The sequence below is a fragment of the Shinella zoogloeoides genome (genome assembly GCF_003574625.1).
GTDB classification, from domain to species: domain Bacteria; phylum Pseudomonadota; class Alphaproteobacteria; order Rhizobiales; family Rhizobiaceae; genus Shinella; species Shinella zoogloeoides_A.
The window spans coordinates 364,559-388,620 of sequence record NZ_QNUJ01000002.1 but is presented as its reverse complement, the minus strand read 5'-3'; the positions used below and the strand labels follow the sequence as shown (position 1 = coordinate 388,620).

Annotated in this window: 27 protein-coding genes; 19 read left to right on the top strand and 8 right to left on the bottom strand. The window is 66.3% G+C overall.

Annotated elements, in window-relative coordinates:
* Genes DSD28_RS05310 through DSD28_RS05255 form a run of 12 tightly spaced genes read left to right on the top strand, consistent with a single transcriptional unit; the run spans position 1 to position 12,870 of the window.
* On the top strand, positions 1–831 hold the full coding sequence (locus DSD28_RS05310) for a phosphoenolpyruvate hydrolase family protein (RefSeq protein ID WP_119255302.1): 831 nt from the start codon (positions 1–3) through the stop codon (positions 829–831).
* Between the two features lie 37 nt (positions 832–868).
* A complete protein-coding gene (locus tag DSD28_RS05305; protein ID WP_119255301.1) occupies positions 869–3,499 on the top strand; it encodes a flotillin family protein in 2,631 nt (876 codons plus the stop codon).
* Positions 3,500–3,511: 12 nt separating this feature from the next.
* Positions 3,512–3,952 carry an SRPBCC family protein gene (locus DSD28_RS05300; RefSeq protein ID WP_119255300.1) on the top strand — a complete coding sequence of 147 codons (441 nt, stop codon included), beginning with the start codon at positions 3,512–3,514 and terminating at the stop codon, positions 3,950–3,952.
* Between the two features lie 3 nt (positions 3,953–3,955).
* Positions 3,956–4,414 carry an SRPBCC family protein gene (locus tag DSD28_RS05295; protein ID WP_119255299.1) on the top strand — a complete coding sequence of 153 codons (459 nt, stop codon included), beginning with the start codon at positions 3,956–3,958 and terminating at the stop codon, positions 4,412–4,414.
* Between the two features lie 16 nt (positions 4,415–4,430).
* A complete protein-coding gene (locus DSD28_RS05290) occupies positions 4,431–5,243 on the top strand; it encodes an FAD binding domain-containing protein (RefSeq protein WP_119255298.1) in 813 nt (270 codons plus the stop codon).
* 3 nt (positions 5,244–5,246) lie between these two features.
* Complete coding sequence (locus DSD28_RS05285) at positions 5,247–5,732, top strand: (2Fe-2S)-binding protein (RefSeq protein WP_119255297.1); 486 nt, start codon at positions 5,247–5,249, stop codon at positions 5,730–5,732.
* 10 nt (positions 5,733–5,742) lie between these two features.
* Complete coding sequence (locus tag DSD28_RS05280; RefSeq protein WP_119255296.1) at positions 5,743–7,380, top strand: xanthine dehydrogenase family protein molybdopterin-binding subunit; 1,638 nt, start codon at positions 5,743–5,745, stop codon at positions 7,378–7,380.
* Between the two features lies 1 nt (position 7,381).
* Positions 7,382–8,404, top strand: a complete 1,023-nt coding sequence (locus tag DSD28_RS05275) for a xanthine dehydrogenase family protein molybdopterin-binding subunit (protein ID WP_119255295.1) — start codon at positions 7,382–7,384, stop codon at positions 8,402–8,404.
* A gap of 8 nt (positions 8,405–8,412) precedes the next feature.
* Positions 8,413–9,294 (top strand): AAA family ATPase, encoded by an 882-nt coding sequence (locus DSD28_RS05270; protein ID WP_119255294.1) that lies wholly within the window; start codon positions 8,413–8,415, stop codon positions 9,292–9,294.
* A complete protein-coding gene (locus tag DSD28_RS05265) occupies positions 9,291–10,400 on the top strand; it encodes a vWA domain-containing protein (protein WP_119255293.1) in 1,110 nt (369 codons plus the stop codon). Before DSD28_RS05270 ends, DSD28_RS05265 begins: the two co-directional genes overlap by 4 nt.
* Positions 10,397–11,281, top strand: a complete 885-nt coding sequence (locus tag DSD28_RS05260) for an amidohydrolase family protein (RefSeq protein WP_119255292.1) — start codon at positions 10,397–10,399, stop codon at positions 11,279–11,281. Before DSD28_RS05265 ends, DSD28_RS05260 begins: the two co-directional genes overlap by 4 nt.
* A 23-nt stretch (positions 11,282–11,304) precedes the next feature.
* Entirely contained in the window at positions 11,305–12,870 is a 1,566-nt protein-coding gene (locus DSD28_RS05255) for an isochorismatase family protein (RefSeq protein ID WP_119255291.1), read from the top strand.
* A gap of 9 nt (positions 12,871–12,879) precedes the next feature.
* On the opposite strand, the gene DSD28_RS05250 is transcribed toward DSD28_RS05255, so the two are convergent.
* The 3 genes from DSD28_RS05250 to DSD28_RS05240 form a co-directional block, all read right to left on the bottom strand.
* On the bottom strand, positions 12,880–13,539 hold the full coding sequence (locus DSD28_RS05250; protein ID WP_119255290.1) for a hypothetical protein: 660 nt from the start codon (positions 13,537–13,539) through the stop codon (positions 12,880–12,882).
* Between the two features lie 351 nt (positions 13,540–13,890).
* On the bottom strand, positions 13,891–14,265 hold the full coding sequence (locus DSD28_RS05245) for a hypothetical protein (RefSeq protein ID WP_119255289.1): 375 nt from the start codon (positions 14,263–14,265) through the stop codon (positions 13,891–13,893).
* Positions 14,266–14,351: 86 nt separating this feature from the next.
* On the bottom strand, positions 14,352–14,939 hold the full coding sequence (locus DSD28_RS05240; RefSeq protein WP_119255288.1) for an undecaprenyl-diphosphatase: 588 nt from the start codon (positions 14,937–14,939) through the stop codon (positions 14,352–14,354).
* Positions 14,940–15,132: 193 nt separating this feature from the next.
* Here DSD28_RS05240 and DSD28_RS05235 point away from each other — a divergent pair, with 193 nt between their 5' ends.
* The 5 genes from DSD28_RS05235 (at position 15,133) to DSD28_RS05215 (ending at position 18,269) form a co-directional block, all read left to right on the top strand.
* Complete coding sequence (locus DSD28_RS05235; protein ID WP_119255287.1) at positions 15,133–16,185, top strand: D-alanyl-D-alanine carboxypeptidase family protein; 1,053 nt, start codon at positions 15,133–15,135, stop codon at positions 16,183–16,185.
* Between the two features lie 50 nt (positions 16,186–16,235).
* Positions 16,236–16,712 carry a hypothetical protein gene (locus DSD28_RS05230; RefSeq protein WP_119255286.1) on the top strand — a complete coding sequence of 159 codons (477 nt, stop codon included), beginning with the start codon at positions 16,236–16,238 and terminating at the stop codon, positions 16,710–16,712.
* Positions 16,713–16,860: 148 nt separating this feature from the next.
* Complete coding sequence (locus DSD28_RS05225) at positions 16,861–17,601, top strand: AzlC family ABC transporter permease (RefSeq protein ID WP_119255285.1); 741 nt, start codon at positions 16,861–16,863, stop codon at positions 17,599–17,601.
* The gene (locus tag DSD28_RS05220) at positions 17,598–17,912 is read left to right on the top strand and encodes an AzlD domain-containing protein (protein ID WP_119255284.1); all 315 of its coding nucleotides are present in this window, start codon (positions 17,598–17,600) and stop codon (positions 17,910–17,912) included. The genes DSD28_RS05225 and DSD28_RS05220 overlap by 4 nt, the downstream gene beginning before the upstream one ends.
* A 96-nt stretch (positions 17,913–18,008) precedes the next feature.
* Positions 18,009–18,269, top strand: coding sequence for a DUF982 domain-containing protein (locus tag DSD28_RS05215; protein WP_119255283.1), 261 nt, complete (start codon positions 18,009–18,011; stop codon positions 18,267–18,269).
* Positions 18,270–18,292: 23 nt separating this feature from the next.
* Here DSD28_RS05215 and DSD28_RS05210 read toward each other — a convergent pair whose 3' ends face one another.
* Together DSD28_RS05210 and DSD28_RS05205 are read right to left on the bottom strand one after the other, a co-directional pair.
* Positions 18,293–18,523: a hypothetical protein gene (locus DSD28_RS05210; protein WP_119255282.1), complete on the bottom strand. Its 231-nt coding sequence runs from the start codon at positions 18,521–18,523 to the stop codon at positions 18,293–18,295.
* 101 nt (positions 18,524–18,624) lie between these two features.
* On the bottom strand, positions 18,625–18,840 hold the full coding sequence (locus tag DSD28_RS05205; protein WP_119255281.1) for a hypothetical protein: 216 nt from the start codon (positions 18,838–18,840) through the stop codon (positions 18,625–18,627).
* Positions 18,841–19,044: 204 nt separating this feature from the next.
* Here DSD28_RS05205 and DSD28_RS05200 point away from each other — a divergent pair, with 204 nt between their 5' ends.
* Positions 19,045–19,368, top strand: coding sequence for a hypothetical protein (locus tag DSD28_RS05200; protein ID WP_119255280.1), 324 nt, complete (start codon positions 19,045–19,047; stop codon positions 19,366–19,368).
* Positions 19,369–19,389: 21 nt separating this feature from the next.
* Here the strand turns inward: DSD28_RS05200 and DSD28_RS05195 are convergent, their stop codons facing one another.
* The 3 genes from DSD28_RS05195 to DSD28_RS05185 all read right to left on the bottom strand — a co-directional run bounded on the left by DSD28_RS05195 (position 19,390) and on the right by DSD28_RS05185 (position 22,979).
* Positions 19,390–21,117: a chloride channel protein gene (locus DSD28_RS05195; RefSeq protein ID WP_119255473.1), complete on the bottom strand. Its 1,728-nt coding sequence runs from the start codon at positions 21,115–21,117 to the stop codon at positions 19,390–19,392.
* Positions 21,118–21,387: 270 nt separating this feature from the next.
* Positions 21,388–21,708 (bottom strand): 2Fe-2S iron-sulfur cluster-binding protein, encoded by a 321-nt coding sequence (locus DSD28_RS05190; RefSeq protein ID WP_119255279.1) that lies wholly within the window; start codon positions 21,706–21,708, stop codon positions 21,388–21,390.
* A gap of 26 nt (positions 21,709–21,734) precedes the next feature.
* Positions 21,735–22,979, bottom strand: coding sequence for a cytochrome P450 (locus DSD28_RS05185; protein WP_162911257.1), 1,245 nt, complete (start codon positions 22,977–22,979; stop codon positions 21,735–21,737).
* 164 nt (positions 22,980–23,143) lie between these two features.
* Between DSD28_RS05185 and DSD28_RS05180 the strand changes: the two genes are divergently transcribed.
* Complete coding sequence (locus DSD28_RS05180) at positions 23,144–24,037, top strand: helix-turn-helix domain-containing protein (protein ID WP_119255277.1); 894 nt, start codon at positions 23,144–23,146, stop codon at positions 24,035–24,037.
* The last annotated feature ends 25 nt before the right edge of the window (positions 24,038–24,062 follow it).

Here is a 24,062-nt window from a genome sequence, read left to right as displayed (position 1 = left end):
ATGGCCATCGCGCGCAGCGCCATCCTTGAGAAGTTCCGCGGCATGATCGACCGGGGCGAGCCGATCATCGGCGGCGGCGCGGGCACCGGCCTTTCGGCGAAATGCGAGGAGGCCGGCGGCATCGACCTCATCGTCATCTACAATTCCGGCCGCTACCGCATGGCCGGCCGCGGTTCGCTCGCCGGGCTTCTCGCCTATGGCGACGCCAACGGCATCGTTATGGACATGGCCTCCGAAGTCCTGCCGGTGGTGAGCCACACGCCCGTCCTTGCCGGCGTCAATGGCACGGATCCGTTCCGACTGATGGACGTCTTCCTGCCGGAGCTGAAACGCATCGGCTTTTCCGGCGTGCAGAACTTTCCGACGGTCGGGCTGATCGACGGTACCTTCCGCGCCAATCTGGAAGAAACGGGCATGTCCTACGGGCTGGAGGTCGACATGATCGCCAAGGCCCGCGGGCTCGACATGCTGACGACGCCCTATGTCTTCAACGAGGACGAGGCGGCAGCCATGGCGGCGGCGGGGGCCGACATCGTCGTCTGCCATATGGGGCTGACGACGGGCGGCTCCATCGGCGCGGAGACGGCGCTCAGGCTTTCCGAATGTCCGGCCCTGGTCAACCGCTGGGCCGAGGCGGCATTGAAGGTCAACAGCGACGTGATGATCCTCGTCCATGGCGGGCCGGTGGCAACGCCCGAGGACGCCGAATTCATCCTGAAGAACACGGACAATTGCCACGGCTTCTACGGCGCCTCCTCCATGGAGCGGCTGCCGGTCGAGGTGGCGCTTACCGAACAGACCCGCGCATTCAAGAAGATAAGGGGATGCTGAGCATGGTTTCGGCGCTGCGTTTCATGGGAGGACAGTCATGACTGGGCAAATGATCGGCCAGCTCATCCTTTGGCTCATTCTGGCGGTCATCGTCATCGCCATCGTCTATGTGGTGATGAACTGGCTCTACCGCCGCTCCACCAAGGAAATCGCCTTCGTCAGGACGGGTTTTCTCGGCGAGAAGGTGGTGATCGACGGCGGCGCTTTCGTCTGGCCGATCATCCACGACATCACGCCGGTCAACATGAACACGCTGCCGCTGGAGATCGCCCGCAACAGGGACAGCGCGCTGATCACCAAGGATCGGATGCGGGTCGATGTGGAGGCGGAATTCTATGTCCGCGTCCGGCCCTCCAGGGACGCCGTGTCGATCGCGGCCTCGACGCTCGGCCGCCGCACGCTGGAAGCGGAGAACCTGCATTCGCTCCTCTCGGGCAAGTTCGAATCCGCCCTTCGCGCCGTCTCGGCCGAGATGGCGATGGACGAGATCCACGAGCAGCGCGCCGAATTCGTGCGCCGCGTGAACGAGCTGGCGCAGGAGGGGCTTTCCAAGAACGGCCTCGAGCTCGAATCCGTCGCCATCAAGGATATTGACCAGACGGAGCTGCAATATTTCAACCCGTCCAACCGCTTCGATGCAGAGGGTCTCACCTCGCTCATCCAGGTCATCGAGACGCGTCGCAAGCTGCGCAACGATATCGAGCAGGATTCGATCATCCAGATTCGGGCCCGCAACCTGGAAGCCGAGAAGCAGTCGCTGGAGATCGAACGGGCGAGCGAGGAGGCCCGGCTGGAGCAGGAGCGCGACGTCGAGTTCCGCCGCGCCCAGCAGCGCGCGCAGCTCACCCGCGAGCGCGCCGAGCGTGAGACGGAGGCCGAGAGCGCCCAGATTCAGGCCCGCGAGGCCATCGAGAAGAACCGCATCGCCAATGAGCATTCCATCGCCGAGGCGCGCATCGCCGCCGAGCGCGAAATCCGCCAGCGCGAGATCGAGCGCCAGCGCAGTGTCGAGACGGCGGAGATCGTGCTGCGCGAGGAAATCGAGAAGGCGCGTATCCTTCAGGAGCGCTCCGTCGCCGAGGCGCGCATCGCCAACGAGGGCGACACGCAGGCGCGGGAAATCGAGCGGCAGGCCGCCATCCAGCGCGCCGAGATCGCCGCGCGCGAAGCGACCGAGCGAGCCCGCATCGAGCAGGAGCGCAAGGTCGCCGAGGCCCGCATCCGCAAGGACGAGGAGACCAAGGCGCAGGAGATTTCCAGCCAGCGCGCCATCGAGGAGGCGGAGATCGCCGCCGCCCAGGCGACGGAAGCCGCCCGTATCGCACAGGAAAAGCAGATCGCCAGCGAGCGCATCGCCTCCGACGAGGATGTCCGCCAGCGGGAAATCCTGCGCACCAGGACGGTGTCTGCCGCCGAGATCGTCGCGAACGAAGAGGTCGAGAAGGCCCGCATCGAGCAGCAGGCGCGGCTGGAGGCCGGGCGCATCGCGTCCGACCAGGACGTGCGCAACCGCCAGATCGAGCGCGACAAGGCGCTGGAAGAGGCCGAGATCAAGCGCCGCGAGGCCATCGAGCGCGAGCGGATCGTGACGGAACTGGCGCTGGAGAAGGAGCGCATCGCTTCGGCCGCCGCCCGCGAAGTCTCCGATATCGTGCGCAAGCGCGAGATCGAGGAGGCGGAGGAGACCCGTGTCATTAAGCTCGCCGTGCGCAAGTCCGAGCGCGCCGATGCCGACGCCAGGGTCCGTCAGGCCGAGATCAGCGCCAAGCTGGAGGTCGAGACCGCCGAGATCGCCCGCGACCGGGCCGTCGAAGCGGCCCGTCTCGAGCGCCGCCGTGCCATAGAACAGCTGGAAATCGCCCGCACGCAGGCCCTGCAGGAGGCGGAGATCGCGTCGCGCGAAGAGGTCGAGCGCAGCCGCATCGCCTCCGAGCGCGGCCTCGACGAGGCCCGCATCGGCCAGGAGCGCGATCGCCGCAAGCTGGAGGTCGAGCGCGAGCGCGAGATCGAGAACGCCCTGATGGAAAAGGCCATCGCGATCTACAAGAAGTCGCTCGACGAATCCGCCGCCCGCGCGGAAGCAGACCTTGCCCGTGCCCGCGCCGCTGAGGCGGAGGAGCAGATCCGCACCACCCGCGAGACCGAAGAGGCCAAGCGCCGCAAGAATGTCGACCTCGTCATGGCCGAGAAGCTGGCGCAGGAGAAGCGCATCGCCGCCGAGGCCGAAAAGGTGCGCCGCGCCGTCGAGGCCGAAGCGCAGAAGCTGCTCAACGAGGCGGAGAACGTGCTCTCCGACGAGGCCCGCTACTCGATCTTCCGGCAGAAGCTGCTGGAACATGCCGAGGGCATCGTGGCGGCCTCCGTCAAGCCGCTGGAGAAGATCAACGACATCCGCATCATGTCGCTCGGCGGCATGGGCGGGGCGAACGGCGATGCCGGCACGCTGCGCAGCCCCACCGACGAGGTGATCGAGTCGGCGCTGCGCTACCGCGTGCAGGCACCGCTGATCGACAATCTCCTCTCCGACATCGGCATCGAGGGCGGCTCGCTCGCCAAGATGGGCGGGCTCATCCGCGAGGCCTCCGATATGCAGCGCATCGCCAAGGATACGGCGCCCAAGGCGGGCGGCGGCAAGCCGGCCGGCCCGGCCTCCGACGGCAAGAAGTAAGGGGCGCCCGACATGGCAAGAGTGTTCGTTTCCAGCGTCATCGACGCCCCGGCCGCCAAGGTCTGGGAGCGTGTGCGCGACTTCAACGGCCTGCCGCGCTGGCACCCGCGCATCCGCGACAGCCGCATCGAGAACGGTGAGCCTTCCGACAGGATCGGCTGCGTGCGCGACTTTCATCTGCAGAACGGCGACCGCATCCGCGAGAAGCTGCTCGGGCTTTCCGACTACGACATGTTCTGCACCTACGCGATCCTCGAAAGCCCGATGCCGCTGACGAACTATGTCGCCAATCTCCGGCTGACGCCGGTGACGGACGGCGAGCGGACATTCGCCGAATGGACCGCCGAATTCGACTGTGAGCCGGAGGTGGCGGAAGACCTCGTCAACGGCATCGGCACCAATGTCTTTCAGGGCGGCTTCGATGCGCTGAAGCGTCATTTCGGGAGCCGCTGAGCGATGGTGAAGATCGTCAAGAGCACCGTTCTGGAGGCGCCCGTCGAGGCGGTCTGGGAGATCCTGCGCGATTTCAACGGCCATGACCGCTGGCACCCGGCCGTCGCCGACAGCCAGATCGAGCGTGGGCAGCCGTTCGACCGTGTCGGCTGCGTCCGCCGCTTCCATCTGGCGGACGGTTCCGAGCTGCGTGAACAGCTCCTGACGCTCTCCGACATGGACATGGCCTTCAGCTATTGCCTGCTGGATACGCCGGTGCCGCTGCTCAACTACGTCGCCCATGTGCGGCTGACGCCGGTGACGGATGGCGACCTGACCTTCTGGGAATGGCAATCGCGCTTCGACACGCCGGTGGGCGAGGAGGCAGCGCTTGCCGCGATGGTCGGCGAAGGCATTTACGAAACGGGTTTCGCAGCGGTGCGCCGGCACATGGGCCTCGCCGCCCGCGCGGCGGATGCATGACGGGAGGAGCGGACAGATGCCGGTCAGTGTGAGGACATTCCAGGGCGCCGAGGAGGCCGAGCGCGCGCTCGCCGCCAGCCGGACGGCGCGCTATTTCGGCGGCGGCACGCTCGTCATGCGGGCGGTCAATGCCGGCGACCAGGCCTTCGATACGATCGTGCGCGCCACCGATCCGCGCCTCAGGCAGATCCAGCTGCAGGGCGACAGCGTGGTGATCGGCGCCGGCGTGACGATGAGCCAGATCATCGCCAGCCGCGACGCGGCCTTCCTCGCGCCCGTCGCGAAGGTCATTGGCGGGCCGGCCATTCGTACCGTCGCGACGGTCGGCGGCAATCTCTTTGCCGCCTCCCCCTATGGTGACTTCGCCGCCGCGCTGCTGGCGCTCGACGCCAAGGTGGTGCCGGTGGGCGGCACGCCCGTGCCGATGGGCGATTTCCTCGATGCGCGCGACCGCGAGCCGCGCCGCCTCGTCCTCTCGGTGATCGTGCCGCGCCCGCGCGATTCGCGCGCTTTCCGCTTCGTCAAGGTGAGCCGCGTGAAGCCGAAGGGTGTCGCGGTCCTGTCCATCGCCGCGCTGCTTCCGACGAATGGCGGGCGGGTTTCCGGCGCGCGCGTCGCCTATGGCGCCATGGGCGGCCACCCGGTGCGGGCGCTGGCCGTCGAGCAGGCGCTCGAAGGCCGTACGCTCGACGAGCAGGGCATCGCGCCTGCCCTTTCCGCCGCCACCGACGGCATCAATCCGCAGACCGATGCGCTCGCCTCGGAATGGTACCGCCGCCAGGTGACGCCGGTTCATCTGAAGCGGCTTCTGCTCGACCAGAGGAGGTAAGTCATGACCAGGAAACCCCTCCAGTTCCAGCTCAACGGTTCCGGCAAGGCGATCTTCGTCGAGGAGGGCCAGAACCTGCTCGAGGCGCTGCGGCGCGGCGTCGGCGACCTGTCGCCGAAATATGGCTGCGGGCAGGGCACCTGCGGCACCTGCACGGTGCTCATCGACGGCGAGCCGCACCTTTCCTGTCTGACGCTCGCCGAAACCGTCGAGAACCGCGCGATCGAGACGACCGCGGGGCTTGCCATGGGGCCGCAGCTTCATCCGCTGCAACAGGCCTTCATGGATGGCTTCGCCGCCCAGTGCGGCTATTGCACGCCCGGCATGCTGATGGCCGCCAAGGCGCTGCTCGACCGCAATCCGTCTCCCACGCGGGAGGAGGTCGTCGAGGCTATCTCGGGAAACATCTGCCGCTGCACCGGCTACGAGCCGATCATCGCGGCCATCCTGGCCGCCGCCGCATCCGGCGGCGGGCGGCGCTACGCGTGAGGGGCCGGCCATGATCGAATTTCGCAAGGAATATTTCGCCGACGAGCGCGACGATACGCTCAACGAGATCGGCAAGCCGACGCAGCGCCAGGACATGCTCGGCCACGTGACCGGCCGCTCCCCGTTCTTCGACGATCACCTGTTCGACGGGCTGCTGCACCTGAAATGCCTGCGCTCGCCGCACCATCATGCGCGCATCCGCTCGGTCGACACGTCCGAGGCCGAACGCATGCCGGGCGTCAGGCGCATTATCCGCGCCCGGGACGTGCCGCACAACCTCAACACCCTGCTTAGCCTCATGGGCTTCGGCCTCGACGACGAGCCGATGCTGGCTGACAAGAAGGTCGCCTATGTCGGCGAGCCGGTCGTCGCCGTGGTGGCGGAAAGCGAGCGGCAGGCCTATGACGCCATCGCGAAAATCCGCGTCGACTACGACGTGCTGCCCCATGTGCTCGATGTCGAGGAGGCGCTGAAACCCGGTGCCCCCTCGGTCAATCCGACCTATCCCACCAATACTTTCACCTATCACGAGAAATACGATCACCAGAAGCTGCGCTTCGGCGACGTGGAGGCCGCGCTCCGGCAGGCGGACCATGTCGTCGAAGGCCGCTACCAGATGTCGCCCATCGAGCAGGCGCCGACGGAGACCTGCGGCGCCATCGCCGCGCCCGAGACCAACAACCGCTATGTCGTCTATACCTCGACGCAGGCGCTGTTCTTCTCGCTCGGCACGGCGGCGAAGATCCTGAAGCTCTCGTCAAACCGCATGCATTTCATCGGCGGCACCGTGGGCGGCGGTTTCGGCGGCAAGGTGGATTCCATCCATGAGCCGATGGCCATCCTCGGCTGCATGCTGACGGGGCGGCCGGTCAAGTTCATCTGGAATCGCGAGGAGGAGATGCAGGTCGGTGCCCCGCGCGGGGCGGAGCGCTGGTACATCACCGACGGGGTGATGAACGACGGCCGCATCGTCGCCCGCAAGTTCACCGGCTATTTCGACAGCGGCGCCTATACGCGCCTTTCGAGCTACGCGATCATCAAGAGCGTCGGCCACCTGCCGGGGCCCTATACGATCCCGAATGTCTCGGCGGATGTCTACTGCGTCTTCACCAACCGCACGCCGGCCACCGCCATGCGCGGCTTCGGCATCACGGGCGTGGATTTCGCCATCGAGACCCACATGGACAAAGTCGCCCACCGGGTGAAGATGAACCCGATCGAGCTGCGACTGAAGAACGCCTATCTCGACGGGGACATGAAGGCCCACCGGCGGCTCGCCAAGAACACCGCCCTCGTCGAATGCTGCCAGGTCGTGGCGGAAAAGGCGAAATGGTCGATCGGCCCGGAATATCGCGCCATGTCCTCGCTGAAGGGCGGTGGCGGCGAGCGGGCAGCGATCCCGCACACGATCATCGACAATCGCGGCCTTGCCAGGCCGGCCTCCGGCCTCGGCAGCTACCAGCCGCCGCCGGCACCGGGCTACACACCCACGCCAGCCTATACGCCGCCGTCCTACAGCCCGGAGCCGCAGCCCGTCCGGCCCTACGAGCCGGCACAGGCCGCCCCGCCGCCGGCTGCTCCGTCGCCAACGACGCCCCGGCCGGCCGGCAACCGCTTCTCGTCCATTTCCGGCCTCAGGAGGCGCTGACATGACGATCCATCGCGGACGCGGCTTTGCCGCCATCAATTACCCGATCGGCATGAATCTCGGCGGCGACCCGTCGCAGGCGCTCGTCCATTCCAACCCGGACGGAAAATTCATGGTCGCGCTCTCCTCCATCGATCTCGGGCAGGGCATGAAGTCGGTGACGCGCCAGATCGCCGCCGAAACGCTCGGTATTCCCGTGGAGGACGTCTATGTCGATACGGCCGATTCCGATACCGGCCCGCACTGCATGGGATCTTTCGCCTCGCGCGGCACGCACCGCGTCGGCAATGCGGTGATCGCTGCGGCCACCGAGGCGCGCGCCGTGATGATGGAGGCGGCGGCCGAGGAGCTGGAGGTCAATGCCGAGGATCTCGTGACCGACGGCAAGGGGAACATTCATGTGAAGGGTGCCCCGTCGAAGTCGATCACCACGGCGGCCGCCTGCAATGCTGCCCAGTTCAAGCAGGGCAAGACCGTGTCCGGCCGCGGCATCTTCCTTGTGCCGCTGTCGGATGTCGATCCGGAAACCGGCGAGATGACGCCGGTCACCTGCTTTGCCCATGCCGCGATGATCGTCGATATCGATGTCGACGACGAGACGGGCGAGGTGAATGTCGTCGAGATGAACAGTTGCTACGAGGTCGGCCGGGCGCTCAATCCACGGCTGGTGGAGCAGCAGCTCGTCGGTGGCGCCTGGATGGGCATGAGCCACACGCTCTGGGAGACCACGGAGCCCTATTATCCCGACCGCAGCCATGGCCCGGTGGACTTCAACGACTATGTCATGCCCGGCCCCGGCGATATCGCGCCGCACCACATATCCGTGCTGGAGCGGCCGGCGCCCGATGGCCCGTTCGGCGGCAAGGGGCCGGGGGAAATGTGCGCCAATCCCGTGCTTCCGGCCGTCACCAACGCCGTCTTCAACGCCGTCGGCGTGCGCATCGACGATCTTCCGATCACGCCGGAAAAGATCCTGCGGGCGCTCGCCGCGCAGGGCGGCGCGCGCCCGCAGCCGAAATGGTGAGGTAGGCCGTGCCCGTCACCCGCTCCATCGTCGGCATCGACAGCCCGGAAAAGCTCGCCTCCGCCCTGACGGCGGCGCAGTATCTAGCCGACGACGGTCTTTCGACGGCGGGGTATCTGGCGCTGGCGCTCGGCAAGCCCCTGCTGCTCGAAGGTGCGCCCGGCGTCGGCAAGACGGAGGCGGCCAAGGCCATCGCCTCGGTGCTCGGCCGCAACCTGATTCGCCTGCAATGCTACGAGGGCATCGATTCCGCCGCGGCGCTCTACGAATGGAACTATCCCCGCCAGATGCTGGCGATCCGTCAGGCCGGCGACACCTATGTCAACATCTATTCGGATGAGTTCCTCATCAACCGGCCCATGCTGGAGGCGCTGACGAGCCCGCGCGACGCCGTGCTGCTCATCGATGAAATCGACCGCTCGGACCATGAATTCGAGGCTTTCCTGCTGGAATTTCTCTCCGATTTCTCCATCTCCATTCCCGAGCGCGGCACGGTGCGCGCCGAACACCGTCCGGTCGTCATCCTTACCTCCAACCGCACGCGGGACTTGCACGAAGCGCTGCGCCGCCGCTGCGTCTATCACTGGATCGGCTATCCGGATGCGGTCCGCGAGGCGGAGATCGTGATGATGCGGGCCAGCGCCGTCGCGCGCAGCACGGCCGAGGCGGTCGTCGCCGCGGTCGGGCGGCTGCGGCAGGAGCCACTCGCCAAGCCTCCGGGCGTCGCCGAGACCGTGGAATGGGCGGAAGCCGCTACGCTGCTCCATTCGCAGGGCGCGCCCTGGCCCGCCGCCTTCAGGCGGGCGATCGGCGTCGCCCTCAAGGACCAGGACGATCTCGCCTTCACCGCGCCGCGGCTCGACACGCTGATTTCGGGAGCGGCGGCATGAGCGGCGGGGACCTGCCGCGCGCCGCGCGTCCCTTCGTCGAGTTCTCGACGCTCCTGCGCGAGAATGCCTTCATGGTGGCGCCGGAGCAGACGGAAATGTTCATCGCCGCCGTCGGCCTGCTCGGCCCCCGGCAGATGGGCGACATCCACAAGGCGGGGCTTGCCACGCTCGCCCCGCCACCGGAGCGACGGGAGGATTTCGACGCGCTCTTCCGTCTGCATTTCCTCGGCCAGTCGATCGCGGCCGGCGAGAAGGCGGAGGACGACGAGGAGCTGCAGGCCTTCGACGAGCGCGAGGGCGAGATGGAGCCGCCGGAGGCCGACGAGATCAACGAGGCCGGCGAGCAGGCGACGGGCAGCGAGGTGCTGACGCTCCGGCAGTTCGCCGACCTTGCGGAGAACGAAGCGTTGCGGCGCTTTCGCAAGCAGGCGGCAAGCCGCCTGCCGCGGCGCCTGACGCAGCGCCGCGCGCCGGCAAGATCGGGCGATCGCTGGAACATGCGCAAGCTCATGCGCGACGCCGTCAAGCGCGACGGCGAGGTGATGCGCCTTCCACAGATGGCGCGCAAGACGCGCCAGCGCCGCATCCTGCTCCTCATCGACGTTTCCGGCTCGATGAAGCAGCAGACGGAAACCCACATGCGCTTCGCCCATGCGCTCGCCGCCGTCTCGGATCATGTGGAAATCTTCACCCTCGGCACGCGGCTCACCCGCGTGACCCGTGCGCTGAGGCTCAGGCGGCAGGAGCAGGCGCTCGCGAGCGCTGCGACGCTCGTTGCCGACTGGGACGGCGGCACGCGGCTCGGCGATGCGCTCGCCGCCTTTCTTTCGGTGCCGCGCTTTGCGGGCTTTTCGCGCGGCGCGCTGGTCATCGTTCTTTCCGACGGGCTCGAGCGCGGCGATCCGGAGCGGCTGGTGGAGGCGGTACGGGCGCTTTCCCGCCGTGCCTGGAAGCTCGCATGGCTGACGCCGCTTGCCGGCGACAGCGGATATGTTCCGCAGACCGCCGCGATCTCGGCCATCGCGCCGACCCTCGACCGGCTGGGTAACGGCTCCGGTACCGCCGCGATCTGCGAGGAAATCCTGACGATAGCGAGGGCAGCATGATGAAGATCGTCGACGCACATCACCATATCTGGCGCCAGCGCGACCTGCCCTGGCTGATGGGTCCGATGCAGCCGCGCATTTTCGGGCCCTACGAGGCGATCCGGCGCGACTATCCCATCGAGGAATTCCTCGCCGATATCGAGGGCCGGGGCATCGTGAAATCCGTCTATGTGCAGGCCAACTGGGCGAGGGACCGCTTCGAGGACGAAGTCGCCTGGGTGCAGGGCGAGGGGGAGCGCACCGGCTGGCCGCACGCCATCGTCGGCTATTGCGACATGACGGTGGAGGACGCCCGCCCCGCGCTCGACCGGCTGGCGAAATATTCCCGCATGCGCGGCATCCGCCAGCAGTTCCACTGGCATCGCAATCCGCTCTACCGCTTCGCTTCCGGCCCGGATCTCTGCCGCGATGCCAATGTCCGGCGCAATGTCGCGCGGCTTGCCGATTACGGCTGGAGTTTCGACCTGCAGGTCTTCGCCCCGCAGATGAAGGGAGCGGCGGAGCTTGCCCGCGCCTGCCCGAACGTAACCTTCGTGCTGCAGCATTCCGGCATGCCGGAGGATATGAGCGCGGAAGGCTATGCCGCCTGGAAAGCCGAATTGCAGGCGCTTGCCCGCGAGCAGAACGTCGTCAGCAAGCTTTCCGCCTATGGCACGTTCATCCACCGCAACGACACGGGGCACATCGCCCGCATCCTCGCCGACACGGTCGGCATTTTCGGCGCCAGTCGCTGCCTCTTCGGCTCCAACTTCCCCGTCGAGAAGCTCTGGACGGATTACGGTGCGCTGCTCGGCGCTTTCCAGATCGCGGCATCTAGCCTCGACGAGACCGCGCGGCAGGCGGTTTTCCACGACACGGCAAGCCGTGTCTACAAACTCTGATCGAGCCTCGGGGAGGGCGCGCGATGGTTCATGAAGCACTCGACCCCGCCTTCGAGCGGCTGATCGATCCGCAGGCGGCGGTCACGCGCGCCGGTACCGGCTTCATCTTCACCGAAGGTCCGGTCTGGCATCCGCTGGATCATTACCTGCTCTTTTCCGACATGCCCGGCGACGTCCGGCGTCGGCTCGACCGCTCCGGCGTGCGCGAGGTGGCGCGGCCCTCCAACAAGGGCAACGGCATGACCTACGATGCCGCACTCAATCTCGTCGTCTGCGAACACGCGACCTCCAGCGTCGCGCGGATCGGCCCGGACGGGCGTCGGGAGGTGCTGGCCTCGCATTTCGAGGGGCGGGAGCTGAATTCGCCCAACGATCTCTGCATCCGCTCGGACGGTTCGATCTACTTCACCGATCCGTGGTACGGCCGCATGGCAGGCTTCGGCGTCGAGCGCCCGCGCGAGCTCGGCTGGCAGGGCGTGTTCCGCATTCCGCCGGGCTCGACAGGCCGCGAGCCGCAGCTCGTCACCAGCCGCTATCTTTTCTCCCAGCCCAACGGCCTCTGCTTCTCGCCGGATGAGTGCCTTCTCTATATCAACGACACCGAGCAGGCGAATATCCGTGTCTTCGACGTGCGGCCGGACGGCTCGCTTTCGGAAGGGCGGATGTTCGCGACCGGCATTCGCGATCCCGGCAGGCCGGGTCTCCCGGATGGGATGAAGTGCGATGCCGAGGGGAATGTCTGGGTGACGGCGCCCGGCGGGCTCTGGGTCTATAACCCGGGCGGCAGGCTTGTCGGCAAGGTCGCGATCCCGGAGGAGGCCGCCAACATGCACTGGGGCGGGCCGGACTGGCGCACGCTCCATGTCTGCGCCACCACCTCCGTCTACACGATTGAAACGCGGGTCGGGCCGCGCAGGGAGCCGTTCATGGCCGCAACAGCAACAAGCATGCGCACCGATGCGGGATCAGGAGCGGCCTCTTCCGGCGCGGTGCTCGATCCGGCGCGCTGCGCGCTGATCATCCAGGATATGCAGAACGACGTGGTGATCGAGGGTGGGGCCTTTGCAGGTTCCGGCGCGCCGCAGCATTGCCGCGAGCAGAACGCCATCGGCAACATCGCGCGGCTGGCGGACCATTGCCGCGCGCTCGGCGTGCCGGTCATCCATGTCTGGTTCGTCGTGGAACCGGGGGCGGCGGGCCTGACGCTCAATGCGCCGCTCTTCGAAGGGGTCGTGGAGAGCAATGCGCTGGTGCGCGGCAGCTGGGGCGTGGCGCCGGTCGACGGGCTCGAGGCGAAACCGGGCGATCATGTCGTGGAGAAGATGCGGATGAGCGCCTGGGAGGGCACGCGCCTCGAGACGATCCTGAAGGCGCAGCAGCGCGACATGGTCATCGTCACCGGGGCATGGACGAACATGTCCATCGAGCACACCGCCCGCACCGGTGCGGATAAGGGCTATATCATGATCGTGCCGGAGGATTGCTGCTCGACGATGAATGCCGACTGGCACAACGCCGCGATCAACTATGCCCTCCAGAACGTATCGGCTGTCACCCGGTCGGCCGACGTGATCGATGCCCTGCGCTAGCCTGTACGTTCAAGGCTCGCCTTCCAGCATCTCCATGATGTCCGCCCCGGCGCCGGCCGCCGTCGCGTCGGCCTTGCCGGCGGCATCGAGGAATTCCTGCTGCGAGGCGACCGTATAGTTGCAGCCGACGAACATCGTCTTCGGGGTCCCCGTTTCCGCGGGTGCCCCCAGCATCATGGCGAGCGCGTTGTCCGTCGGGGCGAAGGCGCCGAGCATCGGGCCGCTTTCGGGGTCGGCGAAGCGGTAATATTGCTCGGTCATTTTTATCGGCGCGCGCTTCATGCCCTTTGCCTCGATCAGCGTCCGCGCCGCGTCATAGGTGTCCTCGATCACCACCCATTCCTGCAGGAAAGAGATGCGGGTGACGGGCTTGCCGAACACCGTGACGGGCTCGGCGAGCTCGAAGGTTTCCAGACCCAGCATTCCCTCATGGCCGTTGTCGGCGACCGGCTTCAGCCATGCCGGCAGGTTCCCGCTCATGAAGAGCACCATTCCGGTTTCGCCCAGCGCCTCGCGCGGCGCCCTGCATTCGGCAAGGGCCGACAATGTCTCGGGCGTCAGCTCGAATGCGGCGGTATCCGGCTGCGCCTCCTCGGCGTAGGCGGGTACTTGCCCCGCCATCTGGCACAGGATGGCAAGGGCGGCGCATAGCGGGAGCGTGGATTTCATGGCATTCACGATCGTTTGTTTCCTTCCGCGCCCGACGGCCGTGGAGCCGCGGCAGGCATGCGCGCGCTATATTTCAGAAAAATGCGTGCGGTTCCAGCTGATCGATAGGACAGGCGGAGGATATGTCTCGTGGGTTCGGGCGACGGCGCAAAAAAATGGGCCGTCGGAAACCGCGGCCCATGAGATGTGGAGATCTGAACCTCCAGAGGGGAACAGCTGCTGCGGCGGTACTGGGAGGAGAAAAGGCCGCCATATGCATCAGCTGTCCCGAATATGTTTGAATTCCGGTGACATGACAAGCATTGGTTGTGCATTTCACCTATGCAAGGATTGCAATGCAACGGGCCGGGTTCACGGTGATTTTTGCGCGCGTTTCAGGAGGATCTGCAATTCATCGAAGCGCCGCTTGCGGTCGCCGTCGTCCTCCTGAGCGGAGTAGCAGGTCCGCGAGACGCAGAAGCGGCGCAACGTATAGGGGTGTTCCGCCTTGTCGAATTCGCATTCGAACTCGTCGGTCATTTCCGATTTCTGCTGGTCGGCCCGCTGGGAATAGGTGAAGCGCACGCCGGGCGGCTTCAGTTCAGGGAAGGACTGCACCACGCCGATATTGAGCGTGTCCGTCATGAAGAAGTTCTTGGCGATGTCGGTGCATGTCGCCTGAAGCTCCGGGCTCTGGGCATAGGCTGGCGAGGCGAAGACGAGAGCAGCACCGACAATCCACTTCATTCTTTCCTCCCTTGCACGGCGACCGAGCGAACCGGACTATCGCGAAATTCCACACGGGCGGATTTGTTCCGCGAAGAGTGCCGGCCTCAGGGCCGCATCCTTCTGGCAAGGGGGCGGAGCGCAAGCGCCTGCAGGTGCTCCAGCACGGAAAGGATCGCCTTGCCGTGCCGGTCCATGATCCAGAGCGAGGCCATGGCGAGGGGAACGGCTAGGATCGCCGCGCCGAGCATGTCGAGCGGATAGTGCACCCCGATATAGATGCGCGACCACGCCACCAGGAGGCCGAGCCCCGCCGCCCACCAGGCCGCGCTGCGCCGCCGTATCATGAACAGCAGCGCCGCGGAGACCGCGAAGGCAAGGCCGTGATTGCTCGGGAAGGAGCCGTTCGGCCGGTGCTCGACCAGCGCATGCCCGACGCCGGCCATGAAGGGACGCGGCCGGAAGGCGACGAGCCCGATGAGATAGCTCAGCAAGATTGCCAGCAGGAAGGCGAGAACGAGGGCGACGGCCGTCAGCCGGTTGCGCCGGCCGCCCGCGATCCACAGCCAGGCGAGATAAAGCGGAATGACCAGAATGACGAACTTCGCGATGAAGATCGCGAGCCACGCGACAACCGTATTCGGCGTTGTGCCGGCATTCAGGAGCAGAAACAGATCGGTATCGAAATCGAGCATGAAGGGCCTGTCAGATGCATGTCACTCCGCGCCTTGGGCCCGGATCGTGGCGGCATCATGCCGCCCGGAGGAAAAGGCTGTGGAGAATGCAGAGGCGAACGTGAGCGGGTAGCCGCGACATCTTTACCGACCTAAATGCTTGTCTTCCGGCCGCGCCTCATGGCATTAGGGGCCTTCCTCCGGAGACTGGCGCATGATCAAGACCCCGACGGCCGGACGGCCATGGACACGACTGGCGTTCATCGCATCCCTTCTGCTCGCAGCCCCGGCGCATGCCACGCCCGTGCTCGTGGTGGATGCCGGGAACCATCAGGTGCTCTATCAGGAAGAGGCGGGCGCGCCCTGGTATCCCGCCTCGACGACCAAGCTCATGACCGCCTTCGTGGTGTTCGAGGCCATCCGGGCCGGCGAGGTGAATCTTGCCACCCCCGTCACCATGACCCGCAATGCGACGAAGCAGGCGTTCCTGGAATCCGGCCTCACCCTCGGGCGGACCATGACGCTGGAAGACGCGCTCTTCGCCATGCTGACCGCCTCGGCCAACGACGTCGCCGTGGCGCTTGCCGAAGCGGTGGTGCCCGACGAGAAGGCCTTCGTCCAGCGGATGAACGATGCGGCCGCGCGCCTCGGCATGACCGGCACGCATTTTTCCAATCCGAACGGGCTTTTCGACAAGACCAACTATACGACCGCGCGCGACCTCGCGCTGCTGGGACTGGAAGTGGACCGGGCCTTTCCCGAATATAGCCGCTTCTTCCAGGCGGCCGCGGTGACGATCGACGGCAAGGAGATCAAGTCGAACAACCTGCTGCTGACGCGTTTCAGCGGCACGATCGGCATGAAGACCGGCTTTCTCTGTGCCTCCGGCCGGAATTATGTCGGGCTCGCCACGCGCAACGGAAAGCGCGTCATGGTCGTCATGATGGGGGCGACGACCGAGCGCGAGCGCAACGAACGTTCGGCGCAATATCTGACGCAGGCCTTCGACGGGCGCCTTGCGAGCGGCGCGGGGCGCCTTGAGGACCTGAAGAACCGGGGCGATCTGCAGCCGGAGGACATGCGCATCCGCCTGTGCACCGACAAGAGCGCGGCCTATGAGGCAAGCCGGGATGCGCTTTACCCCATGGGCCTGCCGGGCCACGAGAGCTATCTGAAGGACGAGATTCCCGGCGAGGTCCGTGCGATCAGGACCTGGGCCAACGACAATCTCAAGGATGTGCCGGTTCCCGCCCGGCGTCCGTCTTAGGGCCCGGTTCGCCGGCCCGCCATGCCCGGTCGCGAAAGAGGAGGATCGCCATGATCAGATATCTTTCGGTTGCCGCCGTCGTTCTTGCCGCTGCCCATGCCGCAGCCGCCGACCCCGCCTACCGTGACGACCGCTCCGATGCGGCTTCGCTCGTCAGGTCGCTCTACAACGCCATCGACCGGAAGGAATATGCCCGGGCCTGGGACTATTTCGGCGACCGCAAGCCGGCGGCGGACTTTGCGGCCTTTGCTGAAGGCTATGCCGGCACCGAGGCCGTCGGCGTGGCGCTCGGCGCTGTCAGCGAGGAGGGCGCTGCCGGCAGCGTCTATTTTCAGGTTCCCCTCGCCATCCGCGCCCATCGCGCGGACGGCAAGGAAGAGATCTTCGCGGGTTGCTACGTGGTGCGACAGGTGAACCCCGCGATCCAGGAGCCGCCCTTTCGCCCCCTCCAGATCGAGAAGGGCAGCCTGAAGCCGGCCGCCGCGGGCAGCCTCGACGAGGCCGTGCCGGCGGAATGCCGGGAGTAGCTTTCATGTGAAGAGCCGGCGGTTGGTGGAACGGGTCGTCAGCCCGTGACACCCTTCCTTCGGATCGCTATATCTGCGCTCCGGTCGTGCAGGCCGAAATTCCCGCCCCGCCGCAACAGGCGGGTCAACGAACAGACACTTGAGTGACATGCCAGAACAGAACATCACGGCAGCCGGTGCGCGCTCCGCATTCATCGAGGGCGTCATCGCCTGCGGGCCGACGATCCTCGGCTATTGGAGCATCGGCTTCGCCTCCGGCGCCATCGGCGCGATCTCGGGTTTCAGCATCAGCGAGATCCTGCTGCTTTCCGCCCTGCTCTATGCGGGCTCCGCGCAGTTCCTCTTCTATTCCCTCTGGACGGCGGGGGCGGGGCCGTCGGCGGTCGTGCTGGCGGTGCTGCTCGTCAATATCCGCTACCTGCTGATGAGTTCCTATCTCGCGCGCTTCTTCTCGGGCGCCTCGACCATGCAGAAATTCGTCAGCGGCGTGCTGCTGACCGACGAGACCTTCGGCGTCGCCACGCAGTTCGCAACGGGACGCGGGGCGTTGCCCTATCGCTGGATGCTCGGGCTCAACGTGGCGGCCTATGTAAACTGGATCGTCGCCAATTTCATGGGCGCCCTCTTCGCGGCGGTCATCCCCGCCGGCATCTCGCATGGCCTCGGTTTCAGCCTGACGGCCATGTTCATCGGGCTGCTGGCGCTCAACTATTTCGGCAGCGCCCGGAAGCGGCTGGAGATCGTGGCGATGGTCACGTCGGCCGCCGCCGTGCTGGCGACGATGCGCGTCCTCGACGTCAATGTCTCCGTCCTGGTCGCGACGGCCCTTGCCGCGACGATCTGCGCGACCGTGCTGCAAATCCGCGAACGCCGGGGGAGGCTGTCATGACAGGTTCCTTCCTGCTGACCGTCGCGATCTGTGCGGCGATCACCATCTGCATCCGCGCCCTGCCCATCGTCTTCCTGGCCGGCGCAAGACTGCCGGCCTTCGCCATGGCCTGGCTCGGCTTCATCCCCTCCAGCATCATGATCGCGATCGTGACGCTGGAACTGGTGAAATATGCCGGCGAGGATGGCGGAACGGCCGCGACCGTGGCGGCTGCCGTGGGCTGCACGGTGGTGGCCTTCCTGACGCGCAGCCTCTTTGCGACCGTGCTCGTCGGCGTGATCCTCTATCTCGGCGTGATGCTGATACCCTGAGCGGGCCTTGATCCCGGCCCGTCATATGCCCGATAGTGCGGAATTTTCTGGAACCTAAAGTAGCATTCCTGCATTGATAGCGCAGGAGGCAAGACCATGGATACGTCCTTGCTCATAGACTGGCCGGCCGGCGTCGCGATCAACCTGGAAGCCCTGGGTGGGCCCTTCATGGTGGGGTCGACGCGGGAAGCCGCTATCCTCCTGACGGACTGCTGGCCCGTCGATCATGGCCGCGCCTTCATTCATGCGCTGGAAGTCTGTGCGGACGCCCTGGAAGAGGAAGCGCAGGACGAAGACGTCCGCCGCGCCTTCGTGGAGGCGGCGGAAGAAGCGCATATCCTCATGCATCTGCAGTAGGGGGAACGGCCCGCCTTGCCGCCTCAGGAGGCCTCGCGGGAATAGAACATCCGCGCGGACGCCTCGATGATGGAGCGGTGCTTGCGCGCATCGAAGGAGACGGCCGGGAAGGTCTCGAAGAGATATTTCGCGAACTCCACCTTGGCCTCGTCCGCCTGGTCGAACCACGGCTGCGAGGTCACTTCGGTGAAGATCTGCTGCAACGCGCCCAGTTCTTCCGGTTCAAACGTGCCCTTGGAAAAGATATCGCCCATAACGTCCACCCGTCGTCGTGTCCGCTGATCTGGGCATCGGGCCGCCGGTGTTCAAGGTGCGGGCACCGCCGGTCCCTTCAAAAAATCGGGAGAGGGAGCGGCTACCATTCGCTGTCGGGATCGGCGAGGAAGGAGGGGATTTTCGCATCCTCGCCCGCCGCGGCATAGAGCAGTTCGATGCAGCGCCGGCGCTCCTCCTCGATGCCTTCGACGATCATCTGCACCGGGTCCTTCTGCCCGCGGGCAAGATGGCGCGCCGCGATGCTCCAGGCCGCGCGCTCGGTGCTCGATGTGAAGATGCCCGATTTGTCGTACACGCATTTCTCCTGCCATTTCATTGGCCGCGGAAGATGCGCCAGCGTCCTTGCGCGAACGTTGCGGCATCCGGGCGCCCTTCTCCGGGCTTCATGAAAAATTCGCGGCAAGCGAGTAAAAGCAGCTTGTTTTTGTTCATATAAGCGCTAACTTTTATAAACGATGAACCGGTTGCGCCGCGTATTTTCGCGCATCCGAGGTGCCCCATGAAAAGCATTCCGGACGTCATTGCCGAACTGAGCCGCGCTGCGGCTGAAGTTCCCACGCTCTCGGAGGGAGAAAAGCTCCGCCTCCTGGGACGCGCCTATATCACGATCCATGAGGGCTGGGAGGCGCTCGGCCAGTCCGACCACCTCCAGGAATCGGCCGAGGCCGTCGATCTCATCCAGGCGGGAAGGATGCCGCTGCATCTTTACGACGACGAGATGCAGGCGATCCTGCTGGAAGCCGTCAAGGTGATCCGACAGATCGAGGCGGCGCTGGAAGCGAGAGACGCGGCGCGGCCCGAGCATGCGCTTGCCGATCGCTAGGCCGAGGCGCTTTCTTTTCCCTCAAAGCTCGCCGGAGATTTCGCGGCGGTTGCGGTCGAGTTCCTCGCTGTAGCGACGCAGCGTATGGCTTTCCGTGAGAAGGCCGATCACGCGCTGGCCGATCATGTCGCTGACCACCGCGAGCGCTTCGCTCTCGGTCTGGTCGAAGAGGGCGACGGCCTGCCGTGCGTTCATGGTGGGAAGGAGCACGTCGCTGCGGTGGCGCGCGACGTCGCGCACCAGCACGCTGCCATCTTTGGCCTCCACCAGATCGGCGTGAACCTCCGGCACCAGCACCAGCCCCGCATATTTCCCGGCTTCGTCGACGAGGACGACGCGCTGCGTCGAGCCGATGGGAAAGCGCGCGCGGAATTCGGCGAGCGGCATGGCGGCGTCCGCCGTGCGCACGTCAGCGCGCATCAGCTTGTCGACCGTGAGATTGCGGATCCAGCCGACATCGTGCGCGCTGCGGATGGTCTCGCCGCGCAGGTGGAAGCGCCAGGTGGCGAAGGAGTAGCCGAACAGCGTGCGCACGATGAAGGACGAGGTGATAACGGCGGCCAGCACCAGCGCGGTCATCGGAAAGTCGCCCGTCACCTCCAGCGCCAGGAAGGTCATGGTCAGTGGGCCGCCGATGACGGCGACGGCGAGCGCGCTCATGCCGACCACGGCATAGCTTGCCGGCGCCAGCGAGGCATGGCCGAGATAGGGCGCGGCGAAGGCGAAGAGCTTGCCGATCAGCGCGCCCATGAAGAGCGAGGCGAAGAACAGGCCGCCGCGAAAGCCCGAGCCGATCGAGACGGCCGATGCCACCGCCTTGAGGAGGAACAGGCCGAGCAGGCCGAGGATCGTCACGTTCGCCTCGAGATTGAGATGGAGCGCGCCATGGCCGCCCGAAAGCACCTGCGGGCTGACCATGGCCAGCAGGCCGACGATGATCCCGCCGATCGCCGGGCGCACATAGCCGGGAATGGCGCTCTTGCGGGCGGTCTCCTCGACCAGCGCGACGCCCTGCATGAGCAGGATGCCGACGCCGCCGCAGATGGCGCCGAGCAGGAGGGCCGGCACATAGTCCGCCGGCAGCACCGAGCCGACGCTGCCGACATCGATGCCGGCATCGCTCGGCGAGAGCAGGCGGGCGACGAGATTGGCGACGAGCGCGGAAACGACCACCGGCGTCAGCGAGAGGATGGTATAGGCGCCGATGATCAGCTCGAAGGCATAGAAGGCGCCGGTCAGCGGCGCATTGAAGGCGGCGGCGATGGCGCCCGCCGCGCCGCACCCGACGAGGATGCGCATGTCCGATCGGCGCAGTTTCAGCTTGCTGCCGAATTTCGAGGCGAAGCCGGCGGCGACCTGCGTATAGCCCGCCTCCAGCCCCACCGAAGCCCCGAAGCCGTTGGAAATGAGGTTCTGCACCGCGACGACGAGACTGTCGGTCAGCGACAGCCGGCCGCCATGCAGGGCATTGGCCTCGATCGGGTCGACCAGCGGCCGCTTGCGCCAGCGGGCGAGCAGCAGCAGGAGAATGCCGAGCAGGATCCCGCCTGCAATGGGCGCGACGAGCAGCAGGATGGGATTTTCGACGGCAGCGCCGCTGAGGCGCTGGTCAGGGGCCAGGCCGAAGATCGTCGAATGCATCGTTCGCGCGATGAGGGTCATGGCGGCGACGGAAAGACCGGCGGCGATGCCGACCAGCACACCGGCGATGACGAGGCCGAATTCGCTTCGCCGCGGCAGCGTGCGCATCAGTTCCAGGCTGAGGAACCGGTAGAGCACCGAGGGGCGCAACTGCCGCAGCCGCTTGCGCAGGCCGAAATGGCGAATCGTATGCTGTTTCATCGTCCTTCCGGCCGAGCGTGCGACGGTCCTTGTTCCCGTGGTGCGGGATGATCGGTAAGGGGATTTAATCCCGCCTGCCCGTCTGTCAAAGGCAAATTTGGTCGCAACCCGCCGAATATCGCCTATTCGGCGGTGGGAAGGGATGAAAGACTGGCAGGGCGGGCATGCCCAACCGGGTCAGTACTGCGAGGGCGGCAGACGTACGACGAGGCCGTCCAGCGCCGCGGACATCTTGACCTGACAGCTCAGGCGGCTCTGCGGCGTCGGGTTGGAGACGCATTCCAGCATCGCCTCCTCGAAGTCGTCGGGCGGCGAAAGCCGGTCCAGCCAATCCTCGTCGATGTAGCAATGACAGGTGCCGCAGGCGCAGGCTCCGCCGCATTCGGCGGCGATGGCATCGACGCCGTTGCTGACAGCCGCCGACATGACGCTCTGGCCATCCTCGACGCTCGCCTCGATGGTGCTGCCGTCATTGCCGATGAAACTGATCTTGAGCATGGGATTTCCGTGATTTTGGGAATGGGTCAGGCCGGCTTGAAGGCGATCTTCAGCGCCCTGGGGCCGCGGACCGAAAGGCCGGTCTTGTATTGCGGCTCGGCTTCGGCGAGCGAGATCGTCTCCATGCGCTTGAGCAGGGTGGTGAAGATCACCTCCATGTCGAGCCGCGCCAGATGGTTGCCGAGACAGAAATGCGCGCCGCCGCCGAAGGCAAGGTGCCGGTTGGGATTGCGGGCGATGTTGAACGTATCGGCATCCGCGCCGAAGGCGTCCGGATCGCGGTTCGCCGCGCCGTAGAGCAGGCCGAACTTCGTGCCGCGGGCAAACGACCGGCCGCCGATCTGACAGTCCGCCGTCGCATAGCGATGGAAGAAGGGCAGCGGCGATTCGAAGCGGAACATTTCCTGAATCGCGGTCTGGATGACGCCCGGCTCCTGGCGAAGGCGCTGCATCTGGTCGGGATAGCGCAGCAATGCATGCATGCCCGAGCCCAGCACATCGATGGTCGAGCCGTGGCCGGCCATGAGGATCAGCATGCAGGTGGAGACCAGCTCGTCCTCGTTGAGGTGCCCGGCATCCTGCGCCGCCATCAGGCGGGTGATCATGTCGTCCTCAGGGACGGCCCTGCGGGCGGCCATCAGCTTCAGGAGATAGTGGTAGAATTCGGTGGTCGCCTTTTCGGCGGCGGCCTTGCGCGCGTCGGAACGGTCGATGTCGAAGAAGCGCACGACGTTTTCCGACCAGACGCGCAGCTGCGGACAGTCCTCGTCCGGTACGCCGAGCACGCGGCCGATGATATGGCCGGGCACATGCGCGGCGAGGTCCTCGACGAAATCGATCTCGCCGCGGTCGATCAGGCCGTCGACGAGCCGATCGACGAAGTCCTGGATCATGCCGCGCTGGCGGGCGATGAAGGCGGGCGTGAACTCGCGGAAGACCTGCTTGCGCAGGCGGTCGTGCACCGCGCCGTCGCTGTCGAGCATGGAGAACTGCACGAAGCGGGAATGGTGCGGCATGTCATGCCAGTTCTGCGCCCGCTGCTGTGCCTCGATCTCCTCCGGCGACATGAAAAACTCCGCCGAGCGCACCATGGCGTTGTCGCGGGCGATGGCCGCGACGTCGTCGAAGCGGGTAACCAGCCAGATGTCGAAATCGGCGAAGTAGACCGGTTCGCCGCGGGCGCGCAGCGCCGCATAGGCCGGGTAGGGATTCTGGGCGAAGGCGGTGGAAAGCGGCTGAAAATCCATCTCAGCCTGGAGCGGCGCGGTCATGTCCATCAAGTCTCCGAAAACATCGCCTGCCGGCGGAAGCACGCCAAACTAGAGGATTCCGCCGGCGAGGGAATGCATCGCAGGCGCAGGATGATGGATAAAACTCGCATGGACGGTCGCGGCGTGATAGTCCCTTTTCCGAGCGACATGCGAAGGCGACAGAGATGCCCGACAAGGACCCCGACAACAGGGACAATGCCATCTTCTTCCAGACGCCGGGGCGGCATGCGGCCGCCTATCCCTATCGGATCCTCGTCGGCGGCCACACCTATTTCACGCCGGCCGACCCGCCGGTCGCCCGCCGCTTCCATCACCAGACCCTGATCTGCACGCTTTCCGGTCTCGGGGAGATCCGGGTCGGCGGCGCGGTGAGCACGGCAGCGCCCGGTAGCGTCGCCTGGCTGGATACGGCTCTCGCCTACCGCCACGGCTGCCACCCGCAGGCGCGGCACTGGCACTATGTCTGGCTCGGCTGCGAGGGTGCGGCCCTGGAGCGCGTCTTCCATCTGCTGCAGGTCGGCCGGGCGCCGCTTTTCGAGCCGGGTGGGACCGCCGGTGCCCGCCCGCTCTTCGAGGCGGCGGTCGAGGCGCTACGCACCCGGCCTGCGGCGGCGGAAGCGGTGTCGAACGCGTTCGTGGCGCAGATCGTCGCGCTGCTGGCGGCGCAACGCGGGGAGGAGGGGGAGGACGACGGCGACCGTATCGGCCTTGCCATCCAGGCCATGCGGGCGGACCTTGCCCGCGGCTGGAGCGTCGAGGCGCTCGCTTCCATCACGGACCTCAGCCCGTCGCAGCTTCACCGCCGCTTCCGCCGCCTGACCGGCACGACGCCGATGGACTGGCTGCGGCACGAGCGGATGAACCACGCCAAGGGGCTGCTGACCCGCACGGCGGAGAAGGTCGCCGCCGTCGCGCTCGCCTGCGGCTATGCCGATCCATACCATTTCAGCCGTGACTTCTCCCGCACCGTCGGCATCGCTCCCAGCGCCTTTCGCGAAGGCCACGGCCTGCCGGTGCCCGCAAAGCCGGCGGCGGGAAATGCAATAGGGCGGCGATAGCGGTAGCCGGATGGCCCGGTTGCCT

Bases quoted from the DNA above. Each gene is read 5' to 3' on its own strand.
- DSD28_RS05180 (WP_119255277.1), top strand. From the start codon at position 23,144: ATGCCCGACAAGGACCCCGACAACAGGGACAATGCCATCTTCTTCCAG.
- DSD28_RS05255 (WP_119255291.1), top strand. From the start codon at position 11,305: ATGGTTCATGAAGCACTCGACCCCGCCTTCGAGCGGCTGATCGATCCG.
- DSD28_RS05250 (WP_119255290.1), bottom strand. From the start codon at position 13,539: ATGAAATCCACGCTCCCGCTATGCGCCGCCCTTGCCATCCTGTGCCAG.
- DSD28_RS05300 (WP_119255300.1), top strand. From the start codon at position 3,512: ATGGCAAGAGTGTTCGTTTCCAGCGTCATCGACGCCCCGGCCGCCAAG.
- DSD28_RS05200 (WP_119255280.1), top strand. From the start codon at position 19,045: ATGAAAAGCATTCCGGACGTCATTGCCGAACTGAGCCGCGCTGCGGCT.
- DSD28_RS05215 (WP_119255283.1), top strand. From the start codon at position 18,009: ATGGATACGTCCTTGCTCATAGACTGGCCGGCCGGCGTCGCGATCAAC.
- DSD28_RS05280 (WP_119255296.1), top strand. From the start codon at position 5,743: ATGATCGAATTTCGCAAGGAATATTTCGCCGACGAGCGCGACGATACG.
- DSD28_RS05220 (WP_119255284.1), top strand. From the start codon at position 17,598: ATGACAGGTTCCTTCCTGCTGACCGTCGCGATCTGTGCGGCGATCACC.
- DSD28_RS05245 (WP_119255289.1), bottom strand. From the start codon at position 14,265: ATGAAGTGGATTGTCGGTGCTGCTCTCGTCTTCGCCTCGCCAGCCTAT.
- DSD28_RS05210 (WP_119255282.1), bottom strand. From the start codon at position 18,523: ATGGGCGATATCTTTTCCAAGGGCACGTTTGAACCGGAAGAACTGGGC.
- DSD28_RS05295 (WP_119255299.1), top strand. From the start codon at position 3,956: ATGGTGAAGATCGTCAAGAGCACCGTTCTGGAGGCGCCCGTCGAGGCG.
- DSD28_RS05240 (WP_119255288.1), bottom strand. From the start codon at position 14,939: ATGCTCGATTTCGATACCGATCTGTTTCTGCTCCTGAATGCCGGCACA.
- DSD28_RS05290 (WP_119255298.1), top strand. From the start codon at position 4,431: ATGCCGGTCAGTGTGAGGACATTCCAGGGCGCCGAGGAGGCCGAGCGC.
- DSD28_RS05195 (WP_119255473.1), bottom strand. From the start codon at position 21,117: ATGCGCACGCTGCCGCGGCGAAGCGAATTCGGCCTCGTCATCGCCGGT.
- DSD28_RS05275 (WP_119255295.1), top strand. From the start codon at position 7,382: ATGACGATCCATCGCGGACGCGGCTTTGCCGCCATCAATTACCCGATC.
- DSD28_RS05225 (WP_119255285.1), top strand. From the start codon at position 16,861: ATGCCAGAACAGAACATCACGGCAGCCGGTGCGCGCTCCGCATTCATC.
- DSD28_RS05190 (WP_119255279.1), bottom strand. From the start codon at position 21,708: ATGCTCAAGATCAGTTTCATCGGCAATGACGGCAGCACCATCGAGGCG.
- DSD28_RS05305 (WP_119255301.1), top strand. From the start codon at position 869: ATGACTGGGCAAATGATCGGCCAGCTCATCCTTTGGCTCATTCTGGCG.
- DSD28_RS05230 (WP_119255286.1), top strand. From the start codon at position 16,236: ATGATCAGATATCTTTCGGTTGCCGCCGTCGTTCTTGCCGCTGCCCAT.
- DSD28_RS05260 (WP_119255292.1), top strand. From the start codon at position 10,397: ATGATGAAGATCGTCGACGCACATCACCATATCTGGCGCCAGCGCGAC.
- DSD28_RS05185 (WP_162911257.1), bottom strand. From the start codon at position 22,979: ATGACCGCGCCGCTCCAGGCTGAGATGGATTTTCAGCCGCTTTCCACC.
- DSD28_RS05265 (WP_119255293.1), top strand. From the start codon at position 9,291: ATGAGCGGCGGGGACCTGCCGCGCGCCGCGCGTCCCTTCGTCGAGTTC.
- DSD28_RS05285 (WP_119255297.1), top strand. From the start codon at position 5,247: ATGACCAGGAAACCCCTCCAGTTCCAGCTCAACGGTTCCGGCAAGGCG.
- DSD28_RS05235 (WP_119255287.1), top strand. From the start codon at position 15,133: ATGATCAAGACCCCGACGGCCGGACGGCCATGGACACGACTGGCGTTC.
- DSD28_RS05310 (WP_119255302.1), top strand. From the start codon at position 1: ATGGCCATCGCGCGCAGCGCCATCCTTGAGAAGTTCCGCGGCATGATC.